Origin of the sequence: Tumidithrix elongata BACA0141, assembly GCF_036349135.1 — a bacterium.
GTDB lineage: Bacteria > Cyanobacteriota > Cyanobacteriia > Pseudanabaenales > Pseudanabaenaceae > Tumidithrix > Tumidithrix elongata.
In genome coordinates this window covers 1-13,249 of record NZ_JAZBJZ010000136.1, presented here as the reverse complement: position 1 = coordinate 13,249, position 13,249 = coordinate 1, and the positions used below count along the sequence as shown (strand labels likewise).

11 protein-coding genes are annotated in these 13,249 nt (G+C 43.6%); 3 read left to right on the top strand and 8 right to left on the bottom strand.

The features are described 5' to 3' along the window. Window positions 1–276 precede the first annotated feature (276 nt). The 3 genes from V2H45_RS22425 (at window position 277) to V2H45_RS22415 (ending at window position 2,609) form a co-directional block, all read left to right on the top strand. Window positions 277–537 carry a hypothetical protein gene (locus V2H45_RS22425; protein ID WP_330485918.1) on the top strand — a complete coding sequence of 87 codons (261 nt, stop codon included), beginning with the start codon at window positions 277–279 and terminating at the stop codon, window positions 535–537. Further along, window positions 534–1,691: a hypothetical protein gene (locus tag V2H45_RS22420; RefSeq protein WP_330485917.1), complete on the top strand. Its 1,158-nt coding sequence runs from the start codon at window positions 534–536 to the stop codon at window positions 1,689–1,691. The genes V2H45_RS22425 and V2H45_RS22420 overlap by 4 nt, the downstream gene beginning before the upstream one ends. A 123-nt stretch (window positions 1,692–1,814) precedes the next feature. Further along, window positions 1,815–2,609 carry a RecB family exonuclease gene (locus tag V2H45_RS22415; protein WP_408648869.1) on the top strand — a complete coding sequence of 265 codons (795 nt, stop codon included), beginning with the start codon at window positions 1,815–1,817 and terminating at the stop codon, window positions 2,607–2,609. 47 nt (window positions 2,610–2,656) lie between these two features. Here the strand turns inward: V2H45_RS22415 and V2H45_RS22410 are convergent, their stop codons facing one another. The 8 genes from V2H45_RS22410 to V2H45_RS22375 form a co-directional block, all read right to left on the bottom strand. Beyond that, complete coding sequence (locus V2H45_RS22410) at window positions 2,657–3,238, bottom strand: type IV pilin-like G/H family protein (protein ID WP_330485915.1); 582 nt, start codon at window positions 3,236–3,238, stop codon at window positions 2,657–2,659. A gap of 198 nt (window positions 3,239–3,436) precedes the next feature. Beyond that, window positions 3,437–5,233, bottom strand: coding sequence for an adenylate/guanylate cyclase domain-containing protein (locus tag V2H45_RS22405; protein WP_330485914.1), 1,797 nt, complete (start codon window positions 5,231–5,233; stop codon window positions 3,437–3,439). 9 nt (window positions 5,234–5,242) lie between these two features. Next, window positions 5,243–6,244: a BMP family protein gene (locus V2H45_RS22400; RefSeq protein ID WP_330485913.1), complete on the bottom strand. Its 1,002-nt coding sequence runs from the start codon at window positions 6,242–6,244 to the stop codon at window positions 5,243–5,245. A 104-nt stretch (window positions 6,245–6,348) separates the two neighbouring features. Beyond that, window positions 6,349–6,915, bottom strand: a complete 567-nt coding sequence (locus V2H45_RS22395; protein ID WP_330485912.1) for a type IV pilin-like G/H family protein — start codon at window positions 6,913–6,915, stop codon at window positions 6,349–6,351. Between the two features lie 52 nt (window positions 6,916–6,967). Further along, window positions 6,968–9,457, bottom strand: coding sequence for a diguanylate cyclase domain-containing protein (locus V2H45_RS22390; protein ID WP_330485911.1), 2,490 nt, complete (start codon window positions 9,455–9,457; stop codon window positions 6,968–6,970). Window positions 9,458–9,576: 119 nt separating this feature from the next. After that, on the bottom strand, window positions 9,577–10,803 hold the full coding sequence (locus V2H45_RS22385) for a diguanylate cyclase domain-containing protein (RefSeq protein WP_330485910.1): 1,227 nt from the start codon (window positions 10,801–10,803) through the stop codon (window positions 9,577–9,579). 245 nt (window positions 10,804–11,048) lie between these two features. Then, the gene (locus tag V2H45_RS22380; RefSeq protein WP_330485909.1) at window positions 11,049–12,035 is read right to left on the bottom strand and encodes a sensor histidine kinase; all 987 of its coding nucleotides are present in this window, start codon (window positions 12,033–12,035) and stop codon (window positions 11,049–11,051) included. 6 nt (window positions 12,036–12,041) lie between these two features. Further along, complete coding sequence (locus V2H45_RS22375; RefSeq protein ID WP_330485908.1) at window positions 12,042–13,190, bottom strand: FIST signal transduction protein; 1,149 nt, start codon at window positions 13,188–13,190, stop codon at window positions 12,042–12,044. Window positions 13,191–13,249: the final 59 nt, after the last annotated feature.

Sequence of the window (13,249 nt, the reverse complement as noted above, 5' to 3'; positions counted from 1 at the left end):
GAAGTATTCTTTGCTTCATCAGACCCCGTTGCATTTCATCCTTGAATTGGCCCTTCAATTGCTGGCAGTTATCTTGAAGCTGCTAGAGTTTGTCTTGATCGACATCATATTTCACCCAAAGAATTTACGTTAGAAAATGATAGAGTTGAATCTATAGCAAAAGTAGAATGGGAAGTAGCTGATAATAGGATTCAAGCTGCTTGGGCGAATGTTGATGATGCAACAAGAGATGGAGCATACGCACTTGCAATTGCTGCAACAGAACTTTTGAGAGGAATGGTTGCTATACGTCGTGCTGCGACAAGAACTGGTGCTGATTATTACATTGCTTTAGCCGATCAAGATTTAGAGGATTTAGAGAATTGTTTTAGATTGGAGGTTTCAGGAACAAACTTGGATAAAACAGAGGTTAAAAGACGACTCCGCATAAAGATTGATCAAACAGAAAGAGGCAATAGTAATCTGCCCGCTTTAGTAGCTATAGTTGGATTTAAAGTACAGTTAGTTTTACTTCATACAGTCAATGAGGCATCATGAGTTGGTTAATGCATCATACTCGTAGTGAAGAGTATGCAAGCCAAGCGGAAGAGTTTTTAAAGCAACAAGAGATTTCGCGTGCTAATGAACTCTATTGTTTGGCTGCTGAAGCAGAAGTAATTGCACTAGAAAATCTTGATTGTAGTAAAACGCGAACTATTGGTATAACAGCTGTAAGCGCCGTATCTCTGTTTTACAAGTCACATATATTTACAAGGGCAAAACAAATTGCTCATAAGTGGTTGTCTACTGACTTTTTGCCAGAATTTGCTATTGAAGAATTAGAACAAATTTTGCAAGACATCCGATATAAAGAGACTCTTGCAAAATCAGGTATTCAGTTTATTGATGGTGAGGTGTTGGTTTCTGTTAGTGGCGGTGAAATATTATATGGTGCCGCTCCATTAGATCTTGTTTTGGACAGAGTAGAAAAGATTAGAAATATCTTTTATCGCACAACAGAATTTCTACTAGATATGGAACTAAGAAAACGTGGCAAACCAAATTCGTCAGTAAAGAGTCAGTGCGATCCGTGGTTATTACAGGCTGCTCCAGGAAGTTATCAGTTTGCGGTGCGAGTTCGTAAACCACAAGATCAGCTGAGTATACCTGGCTTACCTGATGCTGCATTACGTGTAGAACAAATCACTAAAAAGTTCCTTGAAATCATTAGAGCAACAACACAAGATCCAGAAGGAGCATTAACAGAAGTTGTTCCTCAAGAAGAATATCGAGAGACTTTTCTGAAGTTAACTCGTGAGCTTGCCCCACCGTCAACAGGAAACTCTTTCAGTAAAATGGAAATAAAATCGACTAATGATATTGAATCACGTCCAGTAATTCTTAGCACAGATACTCGTGAAGTTATTAAACATGCTTTGAAGAAAACAGAGTCTTTACCTCAAGAACTCCCCGACCACAAAATTATTGAATTGCGGGGAACATTGCGAGGTCTACAGCTAGATAATGATTGGATTGAAGTTAGTGTTAATGGTAAAAGTGAAATGATTTATGATGCCAAAGAAGAAATTGATGATGTAATTGGACCTATGGTAAATCGTCGAGTTGTAATAGAAGTTGTTGAAAGATTCGATAAGCCAGTTGATAAAAGATATTATCTCCGTGACATTCAACTTGAAGAAAATTTACAATAAAGTTGTGTCGTTCTTCAAGCCAGAAAGTTTATAACCTGCTTAAATTTAAATTACTTGAAGATTACCTAAAAATATGAAAAGCAATGTGTTGTGTTACTAAGAGTAGCAGGAATATCGCCAGACATGACCTATTCTCTCTCAGCCTCCAAACTGCAAACCTATCATCGTTGCGCTAAGTCCTATCACTTTCGTTACGAGCAGGGCATCAAAAGTGCCGCCTTCTTTGGTTCGGCAGCCTTGGGCACATCCCTCCATCAAGCCCTCGCGCAGATTTATCGAGACTGGCATTACCAAACACCCCTTCCTGACCTGACATGGATTAACGCCTGCTGGTCAGACAACAGTAAAGGACTCAGCGACGCCCAAGCCGAAGAAGGACAGCAGATTTTACAGGGATACTACGAAAGTTTTATTGCCAATCAACCCGCGATCGCCAAACCCGTCGCCGTCGAAGGCAAAGTACAGGGGCATCTCCAAGTCAGCAATTTAGAATTTTCGCTGATCGGGCGCTTTGACCGCCTAGATTGGTACGAAGACGGATTGGAACTGATTGACTACAAAAGCACCAAAGAAACCAAACTCCCAGAGCCTGCTGAATTGGATTTACAGATGGGGCTGTATTATCTAGCACTAGAGCAACGATATCAGCAAAGCCTCAAGCAACTCAGTTTGATCTTTTTACGCACGGGTGAGAAAGTCAGCTTTCGCGCTACACCAGAGCAGAGCCAGAGAGTCTATCAAATGATTAGCGAACTCGCGATCAAGCTTCGCAGCGATGAAGAATGGGAACCCTCGGTTGGGAAACACTGCGATCGCTGTACCTATGTCAAATATTGTCCCGCCAAGCAAACCAATCCCGAACCCGTACCGAGTGGAGGGAAAGCCAGCAAGCAACTACAGTTGGTCTTAAATCTCTAAAAAAGTGTTGCGAAAAATCTATTGTTCGTAACAAGCTGCGATCGTGACTACTTCTTATACATATCCTTAGTCCCAGAAGCGCACTCCATCATCCCTTCCCCCACAACAATCGGAACAGGTGGCTCAGATGTCCCCCGCGCATTTGTTTCACAGAGAATCGCTAAAGTTGTAACGTCAGTCGAATCTGGAATCACACTTAGCCAAACTGCACCGATATAGCTCTTGAGTTCTGGACTTTTTGATTGCCCAATTTGAATGGCAATCTGGGGAGCATTCATCGTCTTTATCGTTTTACGCGAACTATCCACATAGGTGCGATACCTATAGTTGCCAGTATCAGTTTTTATGCCTAAACCAAGGACATCAATGCGATCGCTAAACCGCTCATACTCTGTGTAATAAGCCTGTTGCCCCCTGTTGAGTGCACCCGTATAGGCTTTTGCTTCTGCCTGTCCAATTTTTCTTGATTGATTCACAAATGGAAAGGTGTTGCTTGGCTTACTACTGCTCGCCTTTGGCGAGAATAGATTTCCGATGCCGTAAAAAGCGATCGCTAAAACAAGTGTGGAGCAAGAGCTAATCAATGCCCATTGCCAAGAGGAAAATTTGGAAGAAGTTTTAGAAGTCATTGTCAGTTGCTTGATTAACAGTAGTTCGATCGATTTATAGTGGATAAACTAAGTCTAAAACCATTTGACGGTTTGGTACGGTCTGAGTTATCTATTCTTTATTGATTTGAGTGTAGGGACAATTCATGAATTGTCCCTACACTCCATACAGAGAAAATCTCTCATGGAGCGAATAGGATCGCCATAGGAGCAAGAGTTCTAGTCTTTCCTTCCTTTAAGCCAGAAGGTTAGCATTTCGCCTCTACCTTTAATCGCGATCGCACCGCGTTCCTCCAATTGATATTTGTCCTTCAAGCGCAGATAGGTTGCTTCCGTCACTTGAATGTTTCCCGCTAATCCATGGGATTCCATACGGCTGGCAATATTGACCGTATCGCCCCAGAGATCGTAGATAAACTTATTTACCCCAATCACCCCAGCCACCACCGCACCCGTATTGATACCAATACGCATCGAGAGATTGCCAGAGAGTTCGGGAAAATTGGAATTCATATTAAAGTCATCGATCGCCTTGAGCATATCCAGTGCCATATCCGCGATCGCCTCGGCATGATCGTCTCTGGGTGTAGGCAAACCACCCACAACCATATAGGCATCCCCAATGGTTTTAATCTTCTCTAAACCATGCTGATCGGCAAGGCGATCGAAGACAGAAAAAATTTGATTGAGTACACCCACCAAATCAACTGGAGATATTCGCGAACTCATATCGGTAAAGCCAACGATATCTGCAAATATAATGCTGACCTCGGCAAAACTGTCTGCAATCGAGGTGGGGTCTAGCTTTAAACGATTGGCGATCGCTTCTGGCAAAATATTTAACAACAATTGCTCAGATCTTTCCTTCTCATGCTGTAATTCCGCTGTGCGCTCGGCAACCTTCTGTTCGAGGGAATGATATAGCTCTGATAGTTCCGAAGACATTTGATTAAAGGTTGTCGCCAATACCCCTAATTCGTTCTGTGCTTGAATTTCCACATGGGTATCAAGATTTCCTGAGCGAATTTGCTCGGCAGCAGCAGTGAGCTGTTGCAGAGGTTTCACAATGCGTCTAGCAAATAGAAAGCCAACGCCCACAGTCACACCAGTCGCAAGAGTTAGCGCCCCTGCCATCGTCCAGATCAAATTGCGAATCGGTGCGTAGGCCTCTGCTGTTGGAAGCTCGACGATCACCGCCCAACCTACACTACGAACGGGCGCGATCGCACCTAAAACCTCTTCGTCCTTTAGCCCTCGATAAACCGTAACAGGTTGGAGGTCGGTATCTAAGTCAGTGAGCGCTTTGATAAAAGGGCGATCGGAAATATCCTGTAAAGCTAGCGGTTCGTTTGCCGATCGCTGTTTGGCAATTAAGACATTACGATTGTCGATCGCGTAGGTATAACCCGTTGCGCCCACCTCGGTTTGCGAGAGCACAAAGTCAAGAAACCGCAGATTCACCTTCGCAAGTAAAACACCATCGACTTCATCCTTTTCGTTACGAATTGGGACAGCGATCGTCGTTACTAAGCGCTGAATTTTGGGATCGATAGAGACTGTATCCACAGAATCTTCGCTCCGTTTAAACGCACGAATAAACAAAGGAGAACTGGCAAGGTTTCCCATTTTTACCTCTCCATAGGGAGATACAACCGCCACAGGCTCGCCTTGACGATTGACGATCGCCACAACTTCGTAGGCATCATTATGCCGAATTAAGCCTTCGATCAGGGTCTGCTGCGTTTCTACTGGTAAACTGCTCAAGCCTCTTACCCTAGCCAAATAACCGAGTTTGCGTTGCAGGTCGTCCATATAGGCATTGATCTGTTCGGCAGCCGTTTGCGATCGCGCCTGTTGTAAACGATTTGACTGCTTGAGTTGGGTGCGAAAGCTTGAGTAAATCAGAATTCCCCCCGTACTCAGCAAACTGACGGCGACCAAAAGCACTAAACCATAGCGGAGTTGGTTAGCGATCGAAACTCGAATCGAACGAAAAGGATTTTTCCAAATTGCCATACGCATCCGTTAAAGCACAATATCAAGCTTTCCAATCAGAATATCGTTACGAACCTTGTTAAACCTTTCCTCTTGCTCTGGAGTCAGAGAACCGCGAAAAGGGGCAAATCGCAACGCTTTTTCTTTTAGACCAAATTTGTAGAGTTTTCCTTCCCAGCGACCTCTTTGAGCCAAGTCTGCGGTGTTTGTCACGAGTGTAGATACATCTGAAATCACACTGGTAATAACCTTATTTGGCGCAGCATAGTACTGATCTTTCGTCCAGCCGATCGCAAACACATCAGGCTGACTTGCCACAGCTTTAATTACTTCCTCATTGTGATCTAAATTAATGATGATGAGGTCAGCACCCGCAGCGATTTGCTTGAGCGCTACTTTAGAAGCTTTATCGGTATCTGTCCATGTATATAAAAACTCGACAATCACTTCGGCTTTGGGGTTTGCTGCCTTAGCTCCGCGTTCTAAAAATCCTGCTTCTTCTTTATTGGCGGGATAGGGAAATCCTGTTAGGTAGGCAATGCGATTGGTTTTGGTCTTTAACCCCGCCACAAAACCCGCTAAATAGCCTGATTCGCTCACCCGCGAGACTACTGCTCCTAGATTGCGGTTATTGCCTGGGTGACCCGTCGTAATCGCAAATTTCGTGCGAGGGAATTCCTTCGCCGCTGCTTCAGCAGCAGCAATAAACTCACCCCCATGAAAAACAATAAAGTCAAAGTTTTGCTTGGCAAATCGTCTGGCAGTGGCAAGCGCATCACGATCCGCAATCTTGGGGGCAAAATCAACGGTGGCTTTATATCGTTTTTCAAGCACCTTTAGACCTTCATAACCCGCTTGACTCCAACTATGGTCGTCGATTACACCCGGTAAAACGATCGCAGCTCGAAACTGATTCCCCGTGTCTATATTTACTTTTTCTGCAATTTCATCATCGAGCCACATGCAATTTGTCAACAGCACAGCAATCAGCGCTGCAAGCGCGATGATGATTTGAGAAGCCCTATTCTGCACGCGCCCTCCTTGCCAAACAGGTAATACAGCAAAGCCTCATCGATTTTAAGCGATATAAAGTCTGATTTTACCCAGATTGGAACGAAATTTACAGCGACAGGGGCTTAATTCCTGCTTTTCTCTTCTGTACCCTCTGCACAAATAAGTTCGTTATTTCTCAAAATAGGCGCAGGAGGTTTACCTAGACTGGGCGCGATCGCTTGGCATAGAATTTGTATGGAATGCTCCTCCCCATAGCTATTTTTAGCGATCGCAGTAGCACCAACAACACTTCTGAGAAGAAGGTAGTACCTTTGCTCATTCCATTCAAAAAAGCCATATCGCCACTTTCTCAGGGCATAGGGTTGATTTGGGATAGCATAGCTCAACGCAAAGCTTTTTTCGTCAAGAACTTCAAGGCTATAAGTATAGTTGAGCGTTCTTTCTTGAATTCCAATGCCTAAATCGTTATATTTTCGAGAAAATCGTTTGTTCTCACCAAAAAAATAATCTTGAGCTTTATTGATATTACTAACATCGCTTCTAGCTTCAGCTAGAGGTTCATGATGAACAATGCAAAGAATTCCTGCCTGACAGGCGAAGTCATGAAGCCAATATAAATTAACCAACAGCACACCCAAACCAATCAGTAATATCCCAATCCCAATACATCCAGATTTTTGATTGCTCATTACAAATTACGACGCAACGCGTCTTAACCTTCAAATTACTTATAAAATCAGGTTACCCAGAAATACAGTAGCGATTGCGTCCTGATTGTTTGGCTTGGTAGAGAGCTTTATCTGCAAGCGAAATTGGAACTTGTAAAGAAGACGTGTATTGTGGCACAACACAGGAAATCCCCAAACTCAGAGTAATGCAATCGCTAACTAAAGATTTGGCATGAGGTAAGGCAAGGCGATAGATTTCTGCCAAGATTGCCTCAGCAACTTTGCTCGCTCCTTCGGCTGACGTATAGGGCAAGATGATTACAAACTCCTCGCCGCCGTACCTTGCAACTAGATCGGTGGGACGATTGACCACACGACATATACTATGAGCAACTTGCCGCAAACATTCATCGCCAAGGGGGTGACCATAGTGGTCGTTATAGAGTTTGAAGTGATCGACATCAGCCATAATCAGAGCTAAAGGTTTTTGTTGCAGTGCCAAAACTTGCCATTGCTGCTGCCAATATTCATCAAAGCGACGGCGATTGGCAACTCCCGTTAAACCATCTATGGTGGCTAGCTGGTGCAATTTTCTATTGGCATCCTCTAGCTCGATCGCAGTTCTTTCGGCTTCAGTGCGCGCAAGTTCTAAAGCCATATTCTGTTGCTGCAAAAGTTCGAGTTGCTCCTTCTCTTTAGTAAGCAATCTTGATTGAGCGATCGCAATACCCACTTGATCGGCAAGCTGACTCAGCAAATTGATTTCAAAAGATTCCCAATGTCGCGGAGCAGAACACTGATGAGCAATCAAAAGCCCCCATAATTGCTCTTTTTCAATGATAGGAACCACCAAATTTGCCTGTACCTGGAAACGGGCTAAGAGCTGTTGATGACATTCACTGAGGTCTGAGTCAGCGATATTATCAACGATCAGTTTGCGACCCCGTTGGTAATCTTGCCATAGACCTGATTGAAAGCAAGTATCTTTAATCTCAATTCCAAGAGAAGACATCCATTGAGAATCTACTGATTCCACTTCTACCGTACCATGCCAATCAGGCAAAAAACGATAAATCAACACGCGATCCACACCCAGGAATTTGTGGATTTCAGTCACAGCAGTGTTGAGAATTTCTGAAAGATCTAGAGACTGACGAATGCGAAGAGCCAAACCTGAGAGGATCAACATTTGCCAGTTCTGCTTGAGCAACTGCCGCTCCGTCTTCTGATTTTCAATAAATTGTCCGATTTGTCTGCATATGTCATCCATAACCGCAGAGAACTCATGATTTGGCTGCTGACGCTTACAGCTAAATAGCGTAATTACAGCTAAAACTAACTCATTCTCCCCTGTGACAGGAAAGCAAAACGCATAGTTTAGACCTAATTTTTTTACAACTTCTGGGTTGCGAAAGTTTTGACATTGGTCAATTTCAACCCACTTAGCCGTTCTCTCTGCCCATACAGAGCCGATCAAACCCGAACCATATTCGATCGACATCATACTATGGGTTTTGATCAGATCGGTTGCTTCAATTTCTGGTATGACATGACTTGCCATAAGTTGTAAAACTTCAGGATATGTATTGACCAGCCATAGTTCACCTACATCCCAAGACAACTTTTCGCAGAGGGTCTGAAGTATCCTTGTGATAGATGCTTCAAAACTCGTTGATTCGGCTAAGACCGTAGCAATTTTATGGGCAACTAATAGCTCTTCGCTTTCTTTATCTTTGGTAATATCATCCGCGATACCAGCAATGCGATAGGTTTCTCCCAACTCATTGCGAATTGGGAAAGCTCGGTCTCGAATCCATCTTACCTCTCCGTCTGGGCGCAGAATCCGATAGACTTCGTTAAACTCCCCTGTAAATTGTTTAGGCAAAGCTGCCAAAATCCGATCGCGATCTTCTGGGTGAATAGACTCTATCCAAGAAGAGATTGATTGATAAACTTTATCTTTGGAATCACCCCAGATTGCCTCATAAGCGGGTGATATATAGACAATTTGTTGATGCTGAATATTCGTCATCCAGAAAACACTCTGAATATTTTCGGCAAGTTGCCGAAAATATTCTTGACTCTGTTGTAAAGCAGAGGTTCTTTCTCTGACCCGTTCTTCTAGCTCTTCAGTTAATTGATTGAGTTCTTGATTTTGCGATGCTAAGGTTTGTGTTAACTGCCGAAGCTTCAAATGAAGTTTGACCCTTGCCAAGACCTCTTCTTGTTGAAAGGGCTTCGTGATGTAATCTACAGCGCCTAAGTTCAATCCAGTCAGCTTATCCACCGTGTCTGACAAAGCCGACATAAAGATTACAGGAATATCTTTTGTCTGTTCGTTTTCCTTAAGCCGACGACAGACTTCAAAGCCATCAATCCCCGGCATCATGATATCCAACAAAATTAGATCGGGAGCTTGAAGGTTAACCTGCTCGATCGCATTGATTCCATCCACCTCAACCCTTAGATTGTATCCCTCGCTGCTCAAAGCCCGATAAAGAACTTCAAGATTGTTGGGATTATCATCAACGATGAGAATAGTAGTGAAGTTTGGAGTAGTCACGATCTGTGTTAGTCGGGGATAGGTTTATCTTAATTCACATCACAGGGGAGCGCAATGCCATCAATCATAACCTCTGAATCGCTTGTTACCTTACAATTATCTTATAAAAATATTGAAAATTATTCAGAAATACAGTAGCAATTTCGTCCTGATTGTTTTGCTTTGTAAAGTGCGATATCAGCATTGGAGATTGGGGTTTGTAAAGAAGTCGTGTATTGTGGAACGATGCAGGCAATACCTAAACTGAGCGTGATGCGATCGCTTACGGTCGATGTGGCATGAGGTAGGGCAAGACGATGGATTTCAGCAGCGATCGCATCAGCAACCTTAATCGCTCCTTCCATAGATGTATAGGGTAAGATCAGGGCAAACTCTTCACCTCCATAGCGGGCAACTAGATCGGTGGGACGGTTCAAAATCAGACTCATGCTGCGAGCGACTTGGCGCAAACATTCATCGCCTAACAGATGACCGTAGTGGTCGTTATAGAGCTTAAAGTGATCGACATCAGCTAAAATCAACGACAAGGGCTTTTGTTGTTGCGCTAACATTTGCCATTGCTGCTGCCAATATTCATCAAAGCGGCGACGATTGGCAACCCCTGTTAAACCATCCATCGTTGCTAGCTCTAACAATTTTCGATTAGCGGTCTCTAACTCAGCGGTTCGCTCTGCTATTTTGGTTTCGAGCGTTTGCATATGTTCTTCAAGCTGAAGTTGGGTGCGTTGCAAGTGGACGAGGGTATTGGCTAGCTCAATCTTTTGCTGAGCGATCGTAGTAATGTCTCGATAGGAACGCAGGGCAGCAACCACCGTTGTTAGCAGCTTTTGACGAGTTAGTTCTACTTTAAATTTATAGTCATTAATATCATATTTGAGGATAACGGATTCCTCGGGAGCCTCCCCAGGATGCCCTGTACGCAAAATAATTCTCACTTGCTGATTGTTAAGTTCTTCTCGAATGAACTTAACAACTTTTAGTCCAGCGTCATTGCTCTCCATGACGACATCCAACAAAATCAAGGCCACATCAGGATGCGCGTGGGTAATTAAGTTTTTGCATTCCTCCCCAGAGTATGCCGAAATAAAAACTAGCGGTTTGCCTTCAAATCTAAATCTCTTAAGGGCTAGCTTTGTTGCCAGATGGACATCGGGTTCGTCATCGACAACGATGACTTTCCATATCCCCGTTGCTGTTGTGTCCATATCCGAGTCAAACAGATCTGGATAACTGTCTTCATCCTCATCCCTAAAACAGATCCGATCGTCCAAGGTATCAAGAGAAATTTCTCTATCCTTATGCGATGCCGTTGCTTGTTTTAATTTAGAGACAAATATTTCAGGCATTAATTTTTGAATGAGTAATCATTATTAATTGTAGTATTTTCGCACAAAAATCAGGATAACCCTGCAAAATAGGAATTGTGTCCCTGCCTATTTTAAAATCCCCCCGTTGCCCAGTTTGAAAGAGCGATGAAGTCTCAAGCTATCCTACTAGCATGAATCATAAGCTAGGTCTAGCAAAGAATACATCATCTCGAAGGTTCACCCGATTGGGTGAATCAGTCGCTCTAAACCGATTTAAAACTAAATTAAGAACCAACGGAAAAGGGAAGATAGATCGTAAATTGGGAGCCTTTACCGACTTCGCTTTGAACGTTAATTTTTCCCTGCAATTTTTGGGTCACTAAGTTATAAGCAATGTATAACCCCAAGCCTGTACCACCTTTCTCTCGTGCGGTGGTAAAAAAAGGTTCAAAAACCTTACTTAAAACTTCTTTAGGCATACCACCCCCATCATCGCAATAACGAACGATCGCTTGGTCATTTCGTCGCAGAACGTCAAATTTTAGATGACCTCTTTCGTGAGGTAAGTAAGCATGAATCAATGAGTTTGTGACCAAGTTTGTGACCACTTGCGCTAAAGCGCCGGGATAACTTTGAACTTCTAAGTCGCGATCGCCATCAACCGTAATGCGGTGCAACGTCTGTTTAAATTGAGGAGATAGACTGACAATCACCTCTTCTAAATACTGTTTGACATTAAATAAACGTTTCTCCAGACTAGATTGATCGACCGCAACTTGTTTGAAACTTTGTACCAACTCCCCCGCTCGCGTTAAGTTACTCAAAATTAATTGCGTACTATCCTGAGCGGTTTCTAGATAATCTGCCAGATGCGATCGCCTGAGTTGCCCTGATGCGATCGCTAGAAGTAATCCCTGCGTTTCATCCATCAAGGTGGAAGCTAGGGTAATACTCGTGCCCACAGGCGTGTTAATTTCATGGGCAACCCCTGCGACCAGACCACCCAAGGCTGCCATTGTCTCTACTTCAACGAGTTTATCCTGCATCAGGGTCAATTCGTTGAATGCCCGTTCCAAATCAAAGCTCTTTTTCTCTAGAATCCCCTGGTATTCCTCTAGTTCAGAGATAATTCGTTTAAGGACAGATTCTTTATTGCGATTTGTCTCTTCAAGCCTGACCCGATCCGCTTCCGATCGCTCTAGCTTCTTTTTGAGGATCCGAATTTCTTTATTAAACTGTTTAATCTCAGTATCACGGTCGTCTGAAAGCATAGAGCGTTATCGACTGCCAAGCAGTAAGGTTACAAACGTTGTATTGTGAAAGAAAGTTTGTCCAAAAGGCTCAAGGGGAGCAATTTCCCCATAGGTATAAAAGCCACAATTTACGATGGGAAGTTTTGCGCTTTGAGCGATCGCGCTGTATTCTTCATGGGTTCGCGTTCCCATTACGATTCTGCGCCAAGCACAGGAAAAGAACAACGCCGCGACTGGTTCCTTCCCTGGATAGGAACTCAAGGCATCGGCATAGGAGGTTTGAGAAGCAAGAATAATATCTTCGAGGGAAGCATCGGTAATTTGAACCGTTGAATGTTCTGGCACATCGCCAAGCATGGTAATGCTGCCCAAAACCAAATCGTGGCTTACAGATCCCCTCAAGAAATATTGGGTTTCACCCGGTGAGAAAACCGCAAGGGGATAGGCGACATCAGGGGCGAAGTCATTGAGATAGTAGTTATAAAAGTCCAGAGCAGGTTTACCATCGATTTCGTAAATCGTATTTGCTTCTACCTTTGTGACCAAACTGCGCTTACCAATCGGACGCCAACCACTGGCAATGCCATGAGAAAACAATAAATTCCCAGCAAATAGCAAAATCGGCACGGAATCGCTCAAAACCTCTGTTTTGAAAAATTGGTAAGTTTGCTTAACTCGCAACTGATCGGCTGTAGCACCACCAAAAATCGGGATATCCCCCAAGCCAAGTCGCAATCCTTGCACAATTGTCGATACGCTCGTTGTCAAACTTTCTGGTATGGCGATGCAGAGTTTAGGGGCAAGGGTAAGCCGACTTTTGGCTTCTTTGACGGTGTGCTGCGCGATCGCCAATGGATTTTGAGCAATATCTCTACCCACTGCGGCTCGAATTTCCATCTCATCCGAGCAAAAGAGCATCAAGGTCAGAGAATCTTGCTGGAATTTTAGAATTGAGGATACTTCTCCATCGGTCGTCCCGCCAATTAATTCGATATCTGGAAATACTTCATGAATACGTTGTAAAAGAAGAGAATGCTCGAAGTCAAGGGCAGAGAAGAGAATACCCGCTTGGGGCTTCTCACCCCCTAAAGTGGATTGACATTGCTCTAAGACTTCATTGACAGCTTCCAATGAATCAGGATCGTTACTATGACCAACAGCTATCTTTAACATGCTCTCCTTAGTACAGGACAAAACCTTGCAATAAAGACAGAAGAGGGGTTTCATAGGAA